Below are 20,947 nucleotides of genomic sequence, written 5' to 3'. Positions count from 1 at the left end.
CCCTTCAATTATTAGTTATAATATCCTAAATTGTTATCAAAATGGCAAAAATGACGGCTCAGGACTACATAGACCGGGAAAGCAAATATGGTGCACATAATTACCACCCGCTTCCCGTGATGCTTGAAAAAGGTGAAGGTGTTCACGTTTGGGACACTGACGGCAAACAATATTTTGACTTCTTGTCATCATATTCTGCTGTAAACCAGGGACATTGCCACCCAAAAATCATCAACGCACTGAAGGAGCAGGCTGAAACGCTTACATTGACTTCAAGAGCATTTTATAATAATGTATTGGGTGAATTTGAAGAGTTTGTTACAAAGTATTTCGGCTACGACAAAGTATTGCCGATGAATTCAGGCGCTGAAGCTGATGAAACGGCGATTAAATTATGCCGCAAATGGGCATACGAGAAAAAAGGTATTCCGGAGAATGAAGCCAAAATTGTTGTTTGTGCCGATAATTTCCATGGACGTACCATATCTATTATTTCTATGTCGACCGACCCGGATGCCCGCAATGGATTCGGACCTTATACACCAGGATTTGTAACCATACCTTACAACGATAGTGAAGCGCTGGCAAAGGAACTGGAAGATCCTAACGTAGCAGGCTTCTTAATTGAGCCTATTCAGGGAGAAGCCGGTGTGAATGTACCAGATGAAGGTTTCCTGAAAAAAACTTACGACCTGTGTAAAGCCAACAATGTACTTTTCATCGCTGATGAAGTACAAACAGGTATTGCTCGCACAGGAAAAATGCTGGCTTGCGATCATGAAAATGTACGCCCCGATGTATTGATTCTTGGTAAAGCCATTTCTGGTGGTGTATACCCGGTATCAGCTGTATTGGCAGACGACGACATCATGCTTGTAATTAAGCCCGGTGAGCACGGTTCTACCTTTGGTGGTAACCCTCTTGGCGCCAAAGTAGCTATGGCTGCATTGGAAGTGATTAAAGAAGAAAAGCTCGAAGAAAACGCTGAGCGCCTGGGTAAAGTTTTCCGCGATGAATTCGAAAGCATAAAATCTGAGATGATTGCCAAAGTACGTGGCAAAGGGTTGCTTAATGCTGTAATTATTAACAATAAAAACGGTAAAACCGCCTGGGACGTTTGCATGGCCATGAAAGAGCATGGTGTGCTGGCCAAACCAACCCACGGAAACATCATCCGTTTTGCTCCACCATTGGTGATTAACGAAGAGCAATTGCGCGAAGCAATGGATAAAATCAAAGCTGCATTCAAAGAGTTCGAATAAGCTTATAAAAATAAATATTGCAAAAAGCAGCCCCGTTTTGGAGGCTGCTTTTTTATAGCTCTATTTTACTATACAGGAATCGAAAAATAAAAAGTACTTCCCTTACCCACGCCACTGTCAACCCAAAGCTCTCCACCTAGCAGTTCAACAATGTTTTTGCTGATAGCCAGGCCCAGTCCGGCTCCACGATATATTTTTGTAGTATCCTCTTCGAGCTTTATAAAGCGATCAAAAATGTAGTCTACTTGTTTTTGATTCATCCCAATACCAGAATCCTTAACGAAAAATATAGCCTTGCGCCCGTCAAATTTATCCTTATCACAAGAAACTTCCACAAATCCCGACTCCGTAAACTTCAATGCATTGTCAATGAGATTTATAAGTATTTGTTGCAATCTAAATGGGTCTGTATATAACACAAGTTCTTTGTCTGATTGGCTAATAGTAATTGAAATATCTGATTTACCAATTTTTACTTTCTTGTCCTCATAAACAGGTATTAGCTTCCCAAACAAATCACTTACAGCAACACGCTCTTTCTTAATTGACAGTTGTCCGGATTCAATTTTTGCAATATCAAAAATATCATCGATAAGCTTTAGCAAGGTTTCATTGCTATGGTTCATGTTCGAATGCAGTTCATTCTTAGTTTCCTGATCAATATCCGGATCTGCCAGCAAGTCAGAAAAACCAATTATGGCATTAAGTGGTGTGCGAATTTCATGAGACATATTTGCTAAAAATGCAGACTTTAATCGATCTGATTCTTCAGCCTTGTCTTTTGCCCTTTCCAGCTCCATTGTACGCTCTTTCACAAGACTTTCCAAATTATTTCTATGCTTTTCCAATTCTTCCTTTTGGGTAAATAAAACCTCGTTGGCAGCACTTAACTCCTCATACAGTTGCTGAATTTCTTCATTTTGCTCTTGAAGCTGTAAACTTTTATTCTGAATATTCTCCGTTTTTTGAGAAAGCAACTTATTGATTCTTGACTTTTGAACCCACCCACGAACAATTATAATAATAAAAATAAGTAACAGAATAATACCGACAATAAGAGCGTTTCTTATTAATTTCTGTCGCTTCAACTCTTCTTCCTGCAATAACCTGGCCTCTTCTCTTTCTTTTTCATATTTGTAATGATACTCAAGGCCAATTGTTTTTTCAAGATTTTTTTTATTATAGAGACTATCATTTATCCTTTTATGTACCACATGATTTTTATAGGCTTTTTGGTAATTATTAAGAGCAGCATGTATTTCTGATAATTGCAGATATACATCTTTTTGAATATCGTAATAATCATTGTAAAGTGCATATTCAAGACTTAACTCAGCATATTCAAGTGCCTTTTTATAGTTTTTCAGGAGATAATAAACTGATGCTAAATCTTTATATAAATAACTTTGCCCGTAAATATCCTTAATTTCAATTGTAAGTTCAAGCGCATTGTTTAAATAAGTTAAGGCTGAATCGTACTCGCCTGTGTCTCTATATACCTCACCAATATTATTTAGTCCTATTGCTACACCACCTTTTATACCTAATTCTTTATCAATAACTAAAGATTTTTCGAAATATTCTAATGCTTTTTCCAGATTCTTTTGCTCATAATAAATAACTCCAAGGTTATTTAAAGTGAAAGATTCGCCTCGTTTATCATCAAGTTCCTGAAATATTTCAAGTGCCTTTACATAATATTCTTCAGCTTGCTTATAGTTTTCCTGATCACTGTATATAACACCTATGCTGTTTAAGCAATCTGAAATACTTTTTTTATCATCTATTTTTTCACTTATGGTAAGGGATTTTTGATAAAAATCCAGGGCCATTGGATAATTTGCTTTCATATCGTAATGCAAGCCAATTAAGCGTAAGCTTCGGGCTTTACCCCTATCATAATCAAGGTGCTCCGACAACGATAATGCCTCCTCGGCCAGGACTTTAACAGTGTCTGTATTGGTTAAATATAAACTATAACCAAGATTATTCAACAAATTAACCCTGGTGGTATCTTTCTTTGAATGTTGAGACAGCAGCAAAGCAAGCGAATCTGCTTTTCGATTTTGTCCATGAAGGCTACAAAACTGAAAGGAGAATAGAAAGAGAAGAACTATTTGGAGAATAGTTTTCATATGTTTATTTTTAATTTTCAATGGTCATATGGAACCTCCTTTTATCTGACAACAAGCTTTTTACCGGTATTATTCCAAATAATCATGCTCGTGCCTCGCTCCGCTGAAGCTTCGCGAAGGCGCAGTGTGTCAAAAGCTTTATCATGGAGGTTTCATCTGTTTATAATTTTGATTTCAGTGGCCATAACCGATCCCGCCAAATATAGGGGGGATAGCCTGCCCCGCTGCAAGCGGGGGAATAATATTTCAATTGCACGTCACATGGTCTATCAGCTTTCTTATAATCATGCTGGCGTACTTCGACATGCTCAGCATAAATGTGTTTTATTTTTAGTCATGCCTCGGTTCATATAATTGGTTTATCTTATAAAAATAAAACAATTAGCGAAAACACCAATTATTAACAAATTACAATTGTTTTTTTCTTCTAAATCATTTATTACACAATCCGGAAAATAATGTAAGCTTAAATGACATATGAGCATATGCCATTAAAACATCAGCGAATTGTTGAGGCAGTATTTTCCCGAGCTAGCGCCGGTTTGCAATAATGATAAGCCTAAGTTTTTTAAAAAAACCTCGCCTCTCCAGCAAATGCTTATCTTTGCTTTGAATTATAAATGCAACTTATGTTTTCAAAGGAGAAAATCGTCATACGTTTTAACCGGATTTTACGGAATATTTTTTTTCATTTCTTCTTTTGGTTTGCGAGTTTTCTTTTCTATGCTTTTCTCACCGGCGAAAACCAAATCTTTAAGGTTTACCTTAATTTTTTAGAAGTTGACAATACATATTTGGTAATGACTGTGCTGAGTGTTTTCATCGCACTGCTCTTTTCCATCATCGATGGCCTGTTCCCCTATCGCTTCAGACGGTTCTTCCCGAGGCGACTTATTACTTTTTTCAAATCCATTCTTTACCTGGCCTCGGCGTTTATTTTAATACTCATAGCAGCGCGTTTGCCCCTTACCACATTTACAGAAACCAATTACACAGAAATTTTAAACCAAATACCTGACATGAACATACATTTCGTGCGGTTCCTGGTCTATTTTTATGTGTCAGGATTTTTAATTACCCTTTTTCACGAAATGATCAGGCGCGTTGGTCGCAGAAATATACGCAACTGGGTCTTTGGCTTACTTAACAGGCCTGTTGAACAGGAGAGAATTTTCATGTTTGTAGATATGAAAAAATCAACTACCATAGCAGAAAAACTTGGACATAAAAAATTCAGTCACCTCGTACAGGATGTGTTTAACGATATGGCCGTGGTGGACAATTACCGGGGCGAAATTTACCAGTACCTCGGCGATGGGGCAATTATTTCATGGAGTATAAAAGACGGTACCACACGCCTAAATTGCCTGAAAGCCTTTGTGGCCTTTAACCGGCTGGTGCAGAGACGAAGCCGTTATTACAACCGGAAATACGGATTCGTACCCGAATTTAAAGCCGGAATGCATGCAGGCAAGGTAATGGTATTGCAGGTTGGCCAAATTCGGCGCGACATCTCCTATAATGGCGATACTATCAATACAGCAGCACGCATTGAGTCTGTTTGCAACGACTACCGTGCCACACTACTCATATCAGGTGAACTATACAATATGCTGCCGGAGAACAAAATTTTCAATTTCAGAAAACTCGATAACATCAAACTCAAAGGAAAACGACGCGGGGTAGATATTTATACGGTGAAAGTCAGCCAGCGTAAAAGGTAAGCTCTATGTGCCAATTTATCATTGGTGAGGTTCGGTTTATGCCCTGATTGCAGAATTATCTGCACCATTTGTAATTCGTCTATCAATAGCGTTTTTATATTCAAAAATTACCAATAAATAATCCAATAAATTATTTCTTTCCTTTCTTTACTTATAGCAACACCTTTAGAGAATCCATGGTTCCATTTTTCTGGCATATAGCCCCCTTTTACTAATCTTTGTTTATCAATGTGTATTCCTGGTTTGGCTTCAAAAACATAAATTTTAAAATCGTTTGGGAGCCTACTAACTGTATTATTAGTCTGATACCGCGAAAAGTTCCAAAAATTAGGCACTGGCAAATAATCATTAAACCAGTCTTGTTCGATTAATTCAGTTTTAATCTCACTTTTATCCGGGTAGCCGTAATTTTCATGTGTTGAAAATCTATTTAATACAAGCAGGGAGTCATTATCGGCATAATAAGTTGCTATACTTAGTTGCTCAAGCCTTTCTTTTTCTTTTTTGAAGCTTTCATTATCTAAACCAAATGCTACCGTCAAATTATATTCTTCATTTGGATCCAAACTCCATGTACTAATTATCCAATTAACTTTATCCTTTTCAGGAAAAAAGTCAACATGTTTCTCAAAAATATTTTTAACACGTGAAAAGTCTTGATCTTTTTCAAGAAACCAAAATTGCTCTTGATCTTTATTTGAGCATGAAAAACTAAGTAAAAGAAGAATTACTAATATACTATTTCTCATTATTGCTTATTTTTCTAATGCTTTCAAAACCAAATAACCCAGCTAGAGCTGCTAATTTGAAACATACCGCTTATAAAATACAGATAGATAGTGCCTTGTGTTATTTTGTCTGATCTTCTTTCTGAATGTTTTTTTTAAGTAAGATGGCCAGCAAAACGCCAGCTGCAGCACCAAACAAGTGTCCTTCCCACGAAATCCACGGACGAGAAGGAAAAACACCCCAAACCAAACCTCCATAAAGCGCTACAACTAACACAGAGATAATCAATGATGTGAAGGAACGTGCTAAAAAACCTGCAGTTACAAGAAATGCCGCCAATGCATAAATTAAACCACTGGCACCGACGTGTGGTGCAGGCCGTGCGACAAGCCAAACAGCAATTCCGCCCAGCACAACTGAGAGCAATATCACAAACCAGGCCTGTTTGGGATAAAAGGCAAACAATAAGAATGTGAGTACAAGCAGTGGCAACGTATTACTGAGGATGTGTACCAAATTTGCATGAATAAACGGACTCAGAAATATACCTTTCAATCCGTTCACCGAGCGAGGTACAATACCGGAATGGTTAAAATTGTAGGGGACCAGCAAATCGGCGATGTACACCACCCAAATAACACCCAATATAATCAGGCTGATTTTCAGTGCTCTTAGTAGTACCTGTTTTTTCATAACCAAATTAATTAATAAAGATCCCAATTCCCATCAAGGTAATATTTATACAATACCGGATTATGAATTTTGTTGACTTCAACTTTTCCTACTTCCTGACCATAATAATCTTTCCCAAACGATGTGATCAATTTTATGGCTTCATTATTTATCCAATGTGTTTCAATATCATCAAATTGAAGCTTATGCAAATGTGCTTTTACACGCTCTTCAGTGCCCTCTTTCACTCCCAGTATCCAGCCCCATTCGCCAAGCGTAAGAATTTGGTTGTGCAATGGAATAGTCTCAAAACCAGCAGCCTTCACGGTTTTATCAATACAGCGGAATGCCTTGGTGGCGAAATACGGACTACCGGCTTGCGTTACCATGGCACCTCCCGGACGTAAGTGCTTATAGCATAATTTGTAGAACTCTTTAGAATACATCCGTCCTAACTCAATGGTTTTCGGATCGGGCAGGTCAATAATAATGACATCGTAAAAGCGGTTGGTCTCGCTTAGAAACTTATAAGCATCTTTATTAGCAATGCTCACGCGGGCATTATTCAGGGCATTGTTGTTCATTTCGACCATCACCGGATGGGTTTTGCCCAGCTCGGTCATTACAGGATCCAGGTCGACCAGGGTAATTTGCTCGGTCATATCATATTTGAGCACTTCCCGGGCGGCACATCCGTCTCCGCCACCCAAAATCAGCACCTGCTGTGGATATTGAACCGTTTTCATCACCGGGTGCACCATAGGCTCATGGTACATGGCCTCATCCAGCGTACTCAACTGCTGGTTGCCGTTTATAAACAGCCAGTAATTGTCTTTCCACTGGGTCATCACAATTTTCTGGTAACGGCTCTGCTCTTCAAAAATCACCTTATCCTTGTATTTTTTTTGCTCACCAAAAAGAATGATGGGCTCTGCCACGAAAAATCCCAATATAATGGTTCCGCCCACTAAAATGGAGGCCAACTGCACTGATATTCTGATGTGTTTTTGGATTTTGGGCCGGAGAATAAAAAACAGGGATAAGGCAACCACGAAGTTAATCATCCCCAACACAAAAGGCGTAAAGGTGATACCGAGATATGGCAAACCGATGAAGGCAAAAAACAAACCTCCGGCCAAGCTGCCATAGTAATCCTGTTCCATGACGGATGAAATGTTCACCCTCAAAATCTCAAATGAGTTATTGAGTCTGATCACCAGCGGTATCTCCATACCAATCATGAGGCCAATAAGAATACTTAAGGTATAAATGATGGCGCCTGTATAAATGGTAAATGCTGCTGCCGTGTAGGCTATAATGGATGAATAAGCTACAACGAGGGAAAGTCCGAATTCAATAAAGATAAAGATTTGCAGTAAATTTCCCTGAAAGTATTTGCTAATGCGGCTACCCAAGCCCATGGAGAACATCATGATACTCACGATAAGGGTCCATTGCATTACAGAGTCGCCAAGAAAATAGGTTGCCAGTGTGGAGAGAATGTATTCAGCCACAATGCCCGAAAGTCCGGTAGCAAAGATGGCCATTTTCAAAATCCGTGAACGGAAAGGCATAGAAAGCGTATTTTAAGTTAAACCTGTAATTTAAATACTGGTTACGGGTGCTGTTTTATTTTAGTGTATAAACCGTGGTGCACCCTACCGGTCCATAGAACTATGAGCCGGTAAGGCAACACAAAATTAAGTTTTTTTACAAACACCAGGTAATTAATACTGAACCACCAATATAGGCAAACGCCTCTATTATTCCGGCTCCAATGTTGGCTTTGTCCTGATTCACCAACTCATCGGTGAGCTTTTGGCCGGGCAATAATATTTTATCCGTTCCAAACCTTACAACTGGCAGGAGAATTAATCCTAATATAATTTCGAAACCCACATCTGCAAAGGTTACTGACCAGCTTATAAAATCACCTGCCAGGGCATAACGCACCAGGTTGGCTATGGCCACTATGGCACCGGCAAAACCTACGCCTACAGCCACATTGTCTTTTTCAATTTCTTTGTGGATGCTGTAACTTGTCATAAGGTTATAAACCCAGGCAATGAGAATAACTGCAGCCTGACCAATGGCCCAAAATATTAAGGCGGTTACATAGCCTGGCATTCCGGTATGATTTTCCCCGGTAACAGCTCCCATTATAACAAGACCACTCGCAATGGCATTGGCTGCCTCAACCACGCCTGTACCGGCATTTCTGTCTTCTACAATTTCCTTGTGCACACTGAAATGTCTGAGCAACACCTTATCAGTGATGATGGTACTGAAGTTTAACAGTACAATGCCCATTAAACCATATGTGGATATATCGAACAAATCTTGCCACAATCCATGCGATGGCCCAATAATGGCACTTCCTACGGCCAATAGAATACCGGTAAAATATCCGGCATGCGCAATAGCAAATGCCAGGTTGTCTTTTTCTACCAACTCATTTTTCACATTAATTTTAGGGTGAAACAACTGATAGCTGGCTTTGCCGATTAGAAACAATACAAATGCATTAATCAGGTATGCAATTGTGTTAATCAGGTAAATGATATATTCGTTTTGCAATAATTCTTCCATGGCTAATCTTTTTAAATATTAATGCCTTTAAAAGCGATTCACACTATTTTCCAAAGCCTCCGCCTCGAGACCGGTAACTGGAGGAACTGTATCGGGAACTGCTGCGTGTTCTGCGCGACTTTATAGCACTTTGCTTTACACGACTGCGCACCCTGGATTTGAATGTGTTACCTTTCCGGTTCCAGGCAGTAGACTGGCGGTTTTGGTTATACCGGCTCTGTGTACCGTAATAATTCCGGCCGTTTCTTGTGGGGCCATAATAACTTCTCGACCCATAGTAATTGCTCCGATAATTGTTATAGTAAGAGCGCTGCACGGGATTCGACATCATGTGGAACATGGAACTCATAAAGGCATATTTACCGTAAAATTCCCAGAACGAATTTCCGTTGCGATTCTCCCAGCGGCCGTAGCGTTCGTTTCCAACATAATGGTTATACCCGGGAGGTGCCGCTTTTTTAGTGAGCTTACCATCGACTTTAGCGGTGATTTCCATGCCCATGTTGTCTACATGCTTTTGAAAAAACACGTCGCTTACGGTATACCAGGGTGTAATTTCAGCCAGTACGGTATCTTTTTTGGGAATAAGCACCTGGTACTGATGCTTGTAGTCATTCGAGCGTTCATCATAATTCATATCATACAAGATGATAGAAAAATCCCGCTCATTGCTCAGCTGTTTAACCAGCTTATCGACAGGTGATTTTTGGTAACTGGTCGGACTTACACACCCGGCAAGCAGAAAAATCATGCCTGTAAAAAATATATACTTTAAAATCTTCATAAACTAGGCTTTTATATTTTACATTGCAATTTAGTTCTTTATTCTGAAGGCAGAATATTCGATATTTCAAATGGTTTGATGATTTTGCCCACTGAGGCTTCAAATTCTCGTTCGCCCCACTGTTCAAGGTCTATTACTTCGTGCTCATTTTCGCTTAAATAGGTCCACGAGATCAATTCTACCCAGGTATCTTTTGATTTGGTCAAATTACAAAAATATCCCGGTGATTCCTCTTCAAGGAAAAAGGTTTTATCATCAAATTCAATTTTTTTCGGTGGTTTTTCATCAGCCAATAGCTCTGGTAAATCTTCACCAAGCTTTCTGATATTGCTTTTCTGGCTTACAACCAGAGAAAGTTCATCGTCATCCTCCACACTCAAAAAATGTGTTTCGGAGCCTGAAGATATTTTGTATTCATATGAAAAGAAATCATCGCCCCAATCATATTTATAGACCTCTTCCACTTCCCAGGTTTTAAGGTCATATTCAAAAACAAATCCCTTATCTAGGTCGGTAACCTGCATGTCGGTTACATCATAGTCTCTTTTATTCTTCTTAAAACGATCGAAAAGGCCCATTATATGACGGTATTATAAAAATATGGGGCTGTCCAAAAAGTAAAATTACCACGTCATTGCGAGGAGGTACGACGAAGCAATCTGCTGATTGTCAGATTAAACAGATTGCTTCTCCACCAGCCGATGGATCGCAATAACGACTTCGATCCTTTTTGGACAGCACCATAGACAAATTATTTACTCATTTTTGCTTTCAAATCTGCAAGCGCATCAGATGCTTTACTTTTAGGCTCATCTTTAAGCACATCATCAATTTCAGCATCAACTGATTTATTCTCATTGGCAATTTCGCCATAAGCCTCAGCCATAGCCTCTTGCTGATCGACTTTATCCTTCATTCGTTCCAGTCTTGCCACAGTACTGCTACTGTCGATATTCGACATGGATTTATTGATTTTTGAAGTGGCTTTACTCACACGATCGCGCGCTTTGAGCGTTTTGAGCTCGTTCTCGTAGTGACTGATTTGTGACTTTAGTTTGTTGATATTGGCCTGTAACTTGGCGATATTATCATCGAACTTTTCCACTTCAGACTGCGCTCTTGCTGCAGCACTAATACTTTCTTCTTTGCGGGTAAGAGATTCCGTGGCCAAACGGTCGGCTTCATCGGGACTGAGGTCACCTTTTTCAGCCTTTTTGATGAGCAAAATGGCTTTCTGTTCGTAGTTTTTTGCTTTTTCTTTATTTTCGTTGGCTTCGCGACGTGAACGAATGGCCAGTGATTTCACTTCTGCCAGGGCCTGTAAACTTTTATCGAGATCTTTTTTCATATCCCTGATGCCCTGCTCTGTCATTTTTATTGGGTCTTCTAATTTATTAATGGCAGAATGTGCTTCTGCCTCTCCAACCTTAAATAATCTGTTGAATATTCCCATGGTTTCGGTTATTTTAGTTTTGAAATTTCAATTAATCGGGTACCAAATTCACTCAATAGCAACTCCAGAGCGTTCAAAGTACCCAGTAACTCATTCATATCCAAATTTTTTAATTGGAGTGTATCTCTGAAAATGAGTTTTTCTGCGTGCTCATCCAATGCAAAAGCACCATGCACAATTTCGCGGTTTTTAATCAACAACTCTTTGTAAACATCTCCTTTATTTTCCGGTAACTCCATAATTAATTGCTCAATAACCAATATATCTTCTTCGCAATCGATAATAAGATTATTGATTCCGGCTTCTTCATTTTCGACTACAAAAAGTTCTTCTTCTGGGTTCTCATGAACTATAGTGTACTCAAGCTCAATGAGGTAATCTCTTACTTTTTCAAAGTCTGTCATAGTTTTCTTTTTAGTTAATAAGTAAAAGGTAAATTTACTAAAAAGTTTTGGAGTTGTGCAATCCAATGTGTTAAACAAACGTAAAAAGTTAGTTTGCACTATTATCTCGCATAAGTGAATGTAGTGTACCAAGCTTTAAAAAATCAAGTAATAAAAGCGAGTTTATCCATCCTTTTTTTAAAAGCAATCTGATTACTCCTTTAGAAAGTGTAAAAAAGAAGAAAAAAACTTTAAAAAGCGCGGAGTGCTTAACTTTCGTATAAAGTCGAAGGATTTTAATATCTGAAATAAGGTTTGGATCGTTATTGGCTATTTTCAACATTTGTTTGAGGCTACTTATGCTTTCTTTTGTCTTAAGCAAAAACTCAGAATTGGTATCCAAATGCTTTTTTAAAACCGGATTATCAAAATGATAAATACTTAATTCCTGCTTTTTTAACTCAAAGCCGAATAAGGTATCTTCATGCCCGTAACCGTTCATGGATTCATCAAACTTCACCTTATCAAAAACCCTTCTATGAATCAAGAAATTACTTGTTAAAAAGGACTTATACGGATTTATACTCCTGATTTCACCTAAAATTTCCTCGCGGGACTTACCATACTTCCATCGTAAACGATATTTTCTTGCAGGCTTTTTTTCCTGATATCGGTGGCCTCCTACTATGACATCATAATCGTTTGCGTCAATAATGGCTATATAATTCCTTAAAAAATCAGTATTAGAAATTTCAACATCGTTATCTAAATACAGCAGGTAGTGATTATGGGTGTGTTGCGAGAACAAATTCCTGATTTTGGCGCGCCCCACATTTTCTTCAAGCTCTATAATTTTTGCAAGGGCTCCACATTCCTTACGATTTAGGTCACGTATATCCGGCTCTGAGGCATCATCAATGAGACAAATATCCACGCCTTCTTTGCATTGATTAATTTGCTTAGCAAGCTCATTTACCAGCGGAAAAACGCGTTGATTGTATACAGGAATGCAAACAGTTATCATTTTAATACAGCTTTACGGGCAAAAGTAATAATATTATGCAGCTCTGATATAAATTTCCGGTATCAGGGTGTAGAAACGGCCAAAGGAATAATTTTTCCATTAAAAAAGTTCCACTGATTTAGCGCAAAATTCACTATATAATGAGCGATTTGTTCCGGTGTTTGTGGTGCTTCCTGACCCGGGAAAGCCTCATTAAACATAGGCGTTTCCACTGCTCCGAGCGCCAGGCAATTGACATGAATTCCTGTTGCTTTATATTCCTCAGCCAGCACTTCGGTAAAACCACAAATAGCCGCTTTGGAAGCAGCATAAACCGTTAGGCCCTGGAATTTCACACTGCCCTGCACGCCACCCATGCTACTGATATTAACTATATGGGCTTTGGGTGCGTTTTGCATTCGTGGCAAACACAATTGCGTAAATAACATGGTTCCTGTGAAATTCACATTCACCATTTGCTGTATTTCACCCGATGTATAATCTTTAAAGGGCTTTTTAATTAAAAAACCGGCATTGTTTATGAGCACATCAATGCGCTCAGGTAAATTTATATCCTGCGCTTTTTCAGGGTTTTGACTTAAAAGGTGTAAGTCCAGTTTTTGTAGCGATACATGTGGTTCTGATTCGAAAATATTTTCCAATTTTCCGGGATGACGACTGTAGGCATGAACACGGATATTTTCATGGGTGAGTAATTCTCTAACAATTGCCTGTCCGATGCCTCCACCTACACCGGTAACCAACACGTTGATTTTTTTGGTTTTTTCACTCATTGAATTACTATTTTGAGTCTGTCTATAAAGTCAGTGTCTGATTCATAATGTTCGAGTTCAAAACATCGCCTTCGCATAGCTTTCGCTTCCCTTCGGTCGCCATAGGCTTGCCGCAGGTGAAACGCTATAGCTTCAGCGAACGCGGACAGCGGAGCAAGGCCTGTCCCGCATCTTATCGGGAGATTGCGAAGTATTTAAAATCAAGGAGTCCCGATTCTCGGGATGACTGTTTTAAATACGAGCATAACGGAGAACCTTTAGCTCATGAGCACATTTTAGATTATTATGAATGCGAATAAATCGGACATTATGTACAGACACTATTTTGCTACCACCCTAAAGTTTTGAGTTGTATGTAAACTAAGAAAAATATGGTTCAAGTTTATCTAAAATAACTTTGGGTGGTTTACAAGGTCGTTTTTTGTCAACATTGTAAAAAACCAACTCGGTAAATCCCTCATTCACTAAGTGTTCGTCTCTTGAGACCTCATAATAAAATTTTATTTTAAATCCGGGCATTTCTTTTATCGTAGCTTTCACCGAAACGTCATCATCATAATGAAGCGATTCCTTATATTTTGATTCAACTTTTGTAACCGGTAAAATTATGCCACTCTCCTCCATTGCTTTATAAGAAAAACCCAGAGAACGCATACATTCTGTGCGTGCTACTTCATAATATTCAATGTAGTGCGAATGGTAAACAACACCCATTTTATCAGTCTCTCCGTAGCGTACTTTTATATGTGCTGTATGTGAATACATGTAATTATTAATTTTTGATTGGTGAATCGGGTTCTTTGGCCATGGCGTTATAAAAAAGCCGATCGAGCAAGATGGGAAGAACACGCTGAAACAATACCGAGATTTTACCTTTGAGTGACAGGATAATGTTTCGGCGCCGAAATCGGATACCATTGGCTATTTTTCGAGCCACCTTATCTGATGTCATCATACGCGATTCATTGCGCGGACTTTCCCCCTGCGGTGTTCCATCTGCAGTAAGTGCTGATTTGCGCACATTGGAACTTGTAAAGCCCGGTGCTGCAATAAGCACATGCACACCTTTTTTCAGGTTCTCAATGCGAATGGTTTCCAGAAAACCCTGAATGGCAAATTTCGAGGCAGAATACCCAGAACGGGCCGGTAAACCATGAAAACCGGCGACTGAAGTGACTCCTACAATACTTCCCTTATTCTCAATGATCGAAGGTAATGCATATTTGGTACAGTAAACGGTGCCCCAAAAATTCACATCCATTAACCGTTTAAGCACTTTGATCTCAACATCGACAAATAATGCACGCATACTGATACCGGCATTGTTAATTAAAATATCGATTCGGCCAAAAGCTTTCAAAGTTTGATCTGCCAGATTTTTGCACTGCTCTTCTATGCTCACATCAGTGGGCACAGTTAATACATCTGCCTGATAATGTTGCTCCAGCTCATTTTTAAGTTCATTGAGTTTATCAGCCGAACGGGCTGCCAGACTCAACTTTGCTCCTCTACGGGCCATTTCAAAGGCCAGCGATCGGCCTATACCCGAAGACGCACCGGTAATAATACAAACACTGTTTTTTATGGACATAATGATAAATACTTAATTGAGAGCTGAGCAAGTATTGCTTTGCTCCACAGGATTTATGTCTGCTACAAATATAAGCTTTTGTGCTTTGAATGTGCCGAAATACAAGAAAATAACATGGTATAAATCACAAACCAAGTGCTATTCGTCTCTTTTTTGGCAGGTTATGGACAACAAGGCTGTAAGAATAATCTATCAGTTTATAAATAAAATCCTGCGAAAGGGTACCATCAAAATATATGGTATTCCAATGCTTTTTGCTCATGTGATAACCCGGGTGAACGGCCGTATGCTCCTCCCGAAGCTCCAAAGCATATTCCGGGTCGCATTTCAGATTCATTCTCAACTCAGCTTCCAGGTCTAATAGTGCAAACATTTTACCGGCAACCTTAAATACCAGAGAATATTCATTGAAGGGAAAACTTTCCTCCACATGTTTTTTAGCAATACAATAGTTTCGGATTTCTTCAGAATTCACTTTAGCATGCTTTTTGTATTTATGAAAAGTGAGGATTAACCTGAAGTTTTTACGCAAGAGTTAATAATTTGTGTACCAGTTCACTCTCTAGGGTTAATCCTCTTTTTTTTGCTCTAAAAAAGCCTTGTGCCGGAGCAGCCGGTCTTTAATTTTTTCTTCTTGTTCCTCCTGCGTTTTATTCCATCTAATAATGTTATAAACAAAACCTATGGCTGGTGCTACATTAACCCCCACCATATCATCGGGCGATATTAATCCTTTGTATTCCATGCTGTTTTTAAATTGCTCCAACTGAAGTTCAACACCTGAAGTTTGCATGTAACTGTATTTTCTTTGGCCCTCTGTAGCCACCAAACTTAAATTTGCCCGGGCATTGGCCTGATTCCGCGATAAATCGTTTTTATTTAAAAAAGCTTGCTTAAATTGCTGTTTATTCAGGTAAGGCAATACTATAATCTCGGGTAATGACATGGTATCTCTTTTCATAAAAACACCGGTAATATAACCCAAACGGCTCATAGAATCAGGAATAACGTATTTAAACTTTTTGTAACCTACATATGAAAACGTTAACGTATCCAAAGCATTCACTTTCAATTGAAAAAATCCCCCTGGAGAGGTGAGCGTGCCTTTAACACCGTTAATCAGGATATGTGCATTGGGTAGTACTTTTTTGTTTTCATCAAACACAACTCCGCTAACGGGTATGGTATCTTGCTGCACTATCTGAGCCTTAGCCATCAGACTCATATTAAAAAGAAAAAATATCAATAAAAACAATCTCATAACTGTACTTTTTTAAAATAAAAAAATCAATTGGACAATTAAGATACATATAAATTATACACTTGTCAATTATTAATATCTTGCAAACGCGTTTTGTATACTAAAATTCTCTGGAACACTTATCTTTTGCAAAACATAAAACCGTATAACTTAACGATTAACACGCTATATAAATGAATATCAATAGCTTTACATTTTCTGATTATTTGTCTGCTGATTTTAATTTCGAACAAACGGCCATAGAATTGTTTCACTATCAGTGTGAAAATAACCCGGTTTATCAGAAGTATGTAAATGATTTAGGAATTGATAGAGATAAAATACAGTCTTTGACTGATATTCCGTTTTTACCCGTTGAAATTTTCAAAGAAAAAAAGGTTACAACACAAAAAAGCGCAGAAAAAGTTTTCACATCAAGTGGTACAACAGGTACTGCAACTTCTAAACATTTTGTTTACGATATTCAGCTCTACCAGCAGAGCTTTATCAAAGGTTTTGAGCGCTTTTATGGCCCCATACAAAACTTCTGCGTTTTGGCTTTATTGCCCGGCTATTTGGAGCGGGAAGGATCATCACTGATTTTTATGGCCGATCACTTTATAAAAAGCAGCAAATATGAACAAAGCGGTTTTTACCTTTATGAGCACGAGAAACTTGCCGAAGTATTGCTACAAAATGAACGTGCAAATATACCCACCCTCCTGCTCGGAGTTACCTTTGGATTGTTGGATTTTGCTGAACAATTTAGTTTAAAACTCAATAACACCATTGTAATGGAAACCGGGGGCATGAAAGGCCGCCGAAAAGAAATGATTAGAGAAGAAGTACATGCAATTCTGAAAAAAGGATTTGGGGTAGAAAAAATTCATTCGGAATATGGCATGACAGAATTACTATCACAAGCATACAGTCAGGGTGATGGCGTATACTTTACACCTCCCTGGATGAAAGTTTTAATCTACGATTTTTATAACCCCTTAGCGACAAATATCAACGGGAAAGGTGGCATAAATGTTATTGATCTGGCTAATGTACATTCTTGTTCCTTTATTCAAACCAGGGATATTGGAGAAATCTTTAATGATGGCAGTTTTCAAGTACTCGGCCGGTTCGACCAAAGCGATATCAGGGGGTGCAATTTGATGGTGGTGTGATAGAAAAATAATCATACACGTTGTCCCTGGCCTTGAGATTGCTCTTTGGTAATACAAAGGCAACGGGAAGAAAGAAACGGCTAAGAGCTGTCTGATCATAACTAAGGTATTATTCAATTAAACACTTCGTTTTTCGCCTTCTCCAAATAACAACACGCTTCGATTAGCGCCTCCAGTGTGCATAGCGGACGGAAAACGGACAGACACAAACCATCGGCTATGCGGCCTGAAAGCCGCTATGTCGAACGTACCGTATCGGAAAAACTGGTGCGTTTTGGATACACGCTGTTTTTAGGCAACGGGATTAGAAAAGCAACCTGATTTATCAAAACACAATTAACCCATTTATATACGGATTCATCGGTTTTATTATTTTTTAGCTGATGTTTTACAGTGAAATGGTTTTTACAGATTTTTAAATAAATTTGTCATAAAAAGCGATATGCCAAAATTATATGAATACTTAGGACTCATCATTTTGTTCTATTCCAATGAGCACGAACCCATTCATGTACATTGTAAATATCAGGGACTAGAAAGCAAAGCAGAATTAATATTTGAGAATGGTAAGTTTATTGAAGTACGAATTGCAAATGTTATGGGAAAGAAACCTTTAGACATACAAAACGTAAAAAAATTTAAAAAGCTGGTTGAAGTCTACCGGGATGATATTGTAAGAAAGTGGGTTGACTTTTTTGTTTACAACAAAGAAATACAATCAGAACAAATCACTAAAAAACTATAAATTATGGTTATTACCATTGAAAAAGCAACATATAAAGGCGATTACATTATCGAACTACAATTCTCTGACGGTTTGGTGAGGGAAATTGATTTTGGCCATTTTTTAAGTAATGCTAAGAATCCCATGACCAGAAAATATTTGGACAAAGAACAATTCAAATCATTTTCAATTGAACATGGCGATCTGGTTTGGAACGATTATGAAATGTGTTTTCCTATTTGGGATTTACACGAAGGTGAAATATAGATATTTTTTTCAGCAGAAAAACCCGTTTTTTTAACGACAGGTTGGAACAACACAACCCGCCGCTCCCCACGGCGGATAAAAGACATCCACCGGCTATGCGGCCAAATAGCCCCCGGGTGTACAATACCTGCAAATTACCGTGATTTTTGTATACACAAAAGGTCTAAGAACACAAAAAAAGGGCCGCCCGCAGGCAAGCCCATTTTCCATTATGAAAAAATCAAATTGACATTATAGCTTTTCTAATTCTTTTTCAAGTTCATTCACATAGTAATCCATTTGCGCAACTACCGCTTCGAAGGGTTTTGTTGTGGTGAGGTCTACTCCGGCTTTTTTAAGTTGATTTACCGGAAAATCGTTACCGCCTGATTTGAGCAATTCCTTATATTTCTCAATGGTTTCTTTTTGCTCTATTTTATTACCATTTTTAAATCTTGCAAACAACTCAGATGAAGCCGAAAATGATGTGGCATACTGATATACGTAGTAAGGCATACCATAAAAATGAGGAACACGACTCCATTTCACACTGGTTAGTGCATCAGGAGTTACAGCGTCGCCATAATAATGCACATAGAGATCGCCCATTATTGTACTCAGAACTTCAGCAGTAATGGGTTTTCCATTTTCCACACGCTTATGTACCTGGTATTCATAATCGGCATATAGGGCTTGAATGTAAAAAGTGCCCCATATATTTTCTATTGCTTGCTGTAGCAGGGCAATACGTTCTTCAGGTTTTTCAGCTTTCTCAATCAAATTATCAAGCAGCAAATGTTCATTAAAAGTCGATGCCACCTCAGCTACAAAAATGGTATAACTGTGGGTAGCATAAGGTTGATTGTTATTGGAATAGATTGAATGCATGGAGTGACCCAATTCATGCGCAAGGGTAAAAACATGATTCAGACTTTTGTTCCAGTTTAAAAGAATATATGGATGTACTCCGTAAACATTAGCCGAGAAAGCACCCGAGGTTTTGTTAGGTTTCTCATAAACATCAATCCATCCACCCTGTGTAGCTTCACTCAGGTATTCTGAATAGTCTTTACCTAAAGGCTTAACAGCTGCTTTTACCATGTTTGCAGCTTCTGTGAAATCATATTCGCGGTTGTAGTCAGTAAATTTTGTACTCAGATCATACGTGTGCAATTCTTCGAGCCCCATTATTTGTTTGCGCAGCTGCATATATTTGTGCAAAGGCGCCACGTTATCAGAGGCCGTTTTAATCAACGATTTATAAACAGCAGTTGGGATATTATTTCCTTCAAGTTTTGCATGCAGGGTGCTTTCATACCCCCTTGCCTGGGCGTATGCATTGTTCTTCTCACAAATACCTTTATAAATGGCAGCATAAGTATTTTCAAGGTTTTTATATATTTGATAATACGATTCAAAAACATGCTTGCGGTCTTCTTGTGAAGACAATGTTTCCAGTAACTTTGTATAATTGGCATGAGAAAGCTTCACCTTTTCTCCGGTGGATAGGGTAATCTCCGGAAACTGAATATCTGAAACCGATAATTCATTATAGACGCTCGAAGCAGTACCCATGGGACGTGAAAAATAGCTCAGCAATTTTTCTTTATCGGCACTAAACACATGTTCTTGTAGCCGATAGCTATTCATCAGATTAAATGCATAAGGCTCCAGGGCTTTGTTTTCTTTTATCCATTTTTCCATAGTAGCCTGCGGAATAGATAATATTTCCGGGGAAATCCAACTCGTGGCCGTTGCATATTGTGCATACATGGCACCTAATTCCTGCATACGTCCCGATATTTCCTGATCACGACTATTCAACTGCCGCATAAAATAGGGATAGCGATAAACGCGACCAAACTTTTTACTCAGCTCTTCCTCTTTTTGCATCAATTCAATAAACACTTTGGCACTTGATCCAAGGCTTCCCTGATAGGTTTTAATTTCCCCCATCAGTTGCTTCACCTCAGTTAAATCGGAGTTCCAGGCATCCCAATTCTGATAAATATCAGCCAGGTTCCACGATGTTTGGGCATTTGCCTCATTGGTTTCTTTTCCAGCCTTGTCTTTTTCAGCAAAAACAAACTGGCTCTGCATGATTAAAATCAGGCATAACGAAATTAAAATTTTCATATATAACATGGTTTTATGGTTAATACCATCTCATATCATTTAACATACCAAACAACATAAAACATTGATTTATAGTGCTTATGATAGAATTTTTAAGTTTAAAAATACGCACAAATTCACACAGAATTGTCCGTAAATGGACAAAAAAGTGACCAATAAGGATAGTAGTAATATTTTTAATTAAATGGGGTATCTGATCATCTCCCGTAAAGTTTTATCTTTACGAAATGAAATATCCGGCAGATCAAATGGAATTTGAAGAAATGTTTAAATCGGAGCAAGCCTGTATTGATTACTTGGTATCATT

General features: G+C 38.5%; 21 protein-coding genes. 5 read left to right on the top strand and 16 right to left on the bottom strand.

Translation table 11 applies throughout. The annotated features are described in order from the left end of the window. Positions 1-50 precede the first annotated feature (50 nt). Positions 51-1,262 carry an ornithine--oxo-acid transaminase gene (gene rocD, locus ACTB0Y_RS06340; RefSeq protein ID WP_463206008.1) on the top strand — a complete coding sequence of 404 codons (1,212 nt, stop codon included), beginning with the start codon at positions 51-53 and terminating at the stop codon, positions 1,260-1,262. 68 nt (positions 1,263-1,330) lie between these two features. Here the strand turns inward: rocD and ACTB0Y_RS06335 are convergent, their stop codons facing one another. Further along, entirely contained in the window at positions 1,331-3,397 is a 2,067-nt protein-coding gene (locus tag ACTB0Y_RS06335; protein WP_463205969.1) for a tetratricopeptide repeat-containing sensor histidine kinase, read from the bottom strand. Positions 3,398-4,026: 629 nt separating this feature from the next. Between ACTB0Y_RS06335 and ACTB0Y_RS06330 the strand changes: the two genes are divergently transcribed. Beyond that, entirely contained in the window at positions 4,027-5,121 is a 1,095-nt protein-coding gene (locus ACTB0Y_RS06330; RefSeq protein ID WP_463205968.1) for an adenylate/guanylate cyclase domain-containing protein, read from the top strand. Between the two features lie 107 nt (positions 5,122-5,228). On the opposite strand, the gene ACTB0Y_RS06325 is transcribed toward ACTB0Y_RS06330, so the two are convergent. The 14 genes from ACTB0Y_RS06325 to ACTB0Y_RS06260 form a co-directional block, all read right to left on the bottom strand. After that, positions 5,229-5,870 (bottom strand): hypothetical protein, encoded by a 642-nt coding sequence (locus ACTB0Y_RS06325; RefSeq protein ID WP_463205967.1) that lies wholly within the window; start codon positions 5,868-5,870, stop codon positions 5,229-5,231. 100 nt (positions 5,871-5,970) lie between these two features. Next, positions 5,971-6,543: a rhomboid family intramembrane serine protease gene (locus tag ACTB0Y_RS06320; protein ID WP_463205966.1), complete on the bottom strand. Its 573-nt coding sequence runs from the start codon at positions 6,541-6,543 to the stop codon at positions 5,971-5,973. An 11-nt stretch (positions 6,544-6,554) separates the two neighbouring features. Continuing rightward, the gene (locus ACTB0Y_RS06315) at positions 6,555-8,096 is read right to left on the bottom strand and encodes a polyamine aminopropyltransferase (protein ID WP_463205965.1); all 1,542 of its coding nucleotides are present in this window, start codon (positions 8,094-8,096) and stop codon (positions 6,555-6,557) included. Positions 8,097-8,232: 136 nt separating this feature from the next. After that, positions 8,233-9,111: a DUF350 domain-containing protein gene (locus ACTB0Y_RS06310; RefSeq protein ID WP_463205964.1), complete on the bottom strand. Its 879-nt coding sequence runs from the start codon at positions 9,109-9,111 to the stop codon at positions 8,233-8,235. A gap of 43 nt (positions 9,112-9,154) precedes the next feature. After that, positions 9,155-9,895, bottom strand: coding sequence for a hypothetical protein (locus tag ACTB0Y_RS06305; protein WP_463205963.1), 741 nt, complete (start codon positions 9,893-9,895; stop codon positions 9,155-9,157). A 38-nt stretch (positions 9,896-9,933) separates the two neighbouring features. Further along, positions 9,934-10,473: a DUF4178 domain-containing protein gene (locus tag ACTB0Y_RS06300; RefSeq protein ID WP_463205962.1), complete on the bottom strand. Its 540-nt coding sequence runs from the start codon at positions 10,471-10,473 to the stop codon at positions 9,934-9,936. A gap of 173 nt (positions 10,474-10,646) precedes the next feature. Continuing rightward, the gene (locus tag ACTB0Y_RS06295; protein ID WP_463205961.1) at positions 10,647-11,348 is read right to left on the bottom strand and encodes a PspA/IM30 family protein; all 702 of its coding nucleotides are present in this window, start codon (positions 11,346-11,348) and stop codon (positions 10,647-10,649) included. Between the two features lie 8 nt (positions 11,349-11,356). Then, positions 11,357-11,752, bottom strand: coding sequence for a YbjN domain-containing protein (locus ACTB0Y_RS06290; RefSeq protein ID WP_463205960.1), 396 nt, complete (start codon positions 11,750-11,752; stop codon positions 11,357-11,359). Positions 11,753-11,840: 88 nt separating this feature from the next. Next, complete coding sequence (locus ACTB0Y_RS06285) at positions 11,841-12,755, bottom strand: glycosyltransferase family 2 protein (protein WP_463205959.1); 915 nt, start codon at positions 12,753-12,755, stop codon at positions 11,841-11,843. Positions 12,756-12,817: 62 nt separating this feature from the next. Further along, positions 12,818-13,528, bottom strand: coding sequence for an SDR family NAD(P)-dependent oxidoreductase (locus ACTB0Y_RS06280; RefSeq protein ID WP_463205958.1), 711 nt, complete (start codon positions 13,526-13,528; stop codon positions 12,818-12,820). Positions 13,529-13,888: 360 nt separating this feature from the next. Further along, complete coding sequence (locus tag ACTB0Y_RS06275; protein ID WP_463205957.1) at positions 13,889-14,293, bottom strand: acyl-CoA thioesterase; 405 nt, start codon at positions 14,291-14,293, stop codon at positions 13,889-13,891. 7 nt (positions 14,294-14,300) lie between these two features. Continuing rightward, on the bottom strand, positions 14,301-15,119 hold the full coding sequence (locus tag ACTB0Y_RS06270; protein WP_463205956.1) for an SDR family oxidoreductase: 819 nt from the start codon (positions 15,117-15,119) through the stop codon (positions 14,301-14,303). A 124-nt stretch (positions 15,120-15,243) separates the two neighbouring features. Beyond that, a complete protein-coding gene (locus tag ACTB0Y_RS06265) occupies positions 15,244-15,594 on the bottom strand; it encodes an MmcQ/YjbR family DNA-binding protein (RefSeq protein WP_463205955.1) in 351 nt (116 codons plus the stop codon). A 93-nt stretch (positions 15,595-15,687) separates the two neighbouring features. Then, on the bottom strand, positions 15,688-16,380 hold the full coding sequence (locus ACTB0Y_RS06260; RefSeq protein ID WP_463205954.1) for a carboxypeptidase-like regulatory domain-containing protein: 693 nt from the start codon (positions 16,378-16,380) through the stop codon (positions 15,688-15,690). Positions 16,381-16,553: 173 nt separating this feature from the next. Here ACTB0Y_RS06260 and ACTB0Y_RS06255 point away from each other — a divergent pair, with 173 nt between their 5' ends. The 3 genes from ACTB0Y_RS06255 (at position 16,554) to ACTB0Y_RS06245 (ending at position 18,525) form a co-directional block, all read left to right on the top strand. Further along, positions 16,554-17,534 carry an acyltransferase gene (locus ACTB0Y_RS06255; RefSeq protein WP_463205953.1) on the top strand — a complete coding sequence of 327 codons (981 nt, stop codon included), beginning with the start codon at positions 16,554-16,556 and terminating at the stop codon, positions 17,532-17,534. A gap of 442 nt (positions 17,535-17,976) precedes the next feature. Beyond that, positions 17,977-18,279, top strand: a complete 303-nt coding sequence (locus ACTB0Y_RS06250) for a DUF4160 domain-containing protein (RefSeq protein ID WP_463205952.1) — start codon at positions 17,977-17,979, stop codon at positions 18,277-18,279. A 3-nt stretch (positions 18,280-18,282) separates the two neighbouring features. After that, on the top strand, positions 18,283-18,525 hold the full coding sequence (locus ACTB0Y_RS06245) for a DUF2442 domain-containing protein (protein WP_463205951.1): 243 nt from the start codon (positions 18,283-18,285) through the stop codon (positions 18,523-18,525). A gap of 231 nt (positions 18,526-18,756) precedes the next feature. Here ACTB0Y_RS06245 and pepF read toward each other — a convergent pair whose 3' ends face one another. Beyond that, positions 18,757-20,640: an oligoendopeptidase F gene (gene pepF / locus ACTB0Y_RS06240; protein ID WP_463205950.1), complete on the bottom strand. Its 1,884-nt coding sequence runs from the start codon at positions 20,638-20,640 to the stop codon at positions 18,757-18,759. Positions 20,641-20,947 lie beyond the last annotated feature (307 nt).

This window comes from Salinivirga sp., from assembly GCF_055145285.1.
The sequence above is the reverse complement of the archived record's forward strand: the minus strand, read 5'-3'. Positions and strand labels throughout refer to the sequence as shown.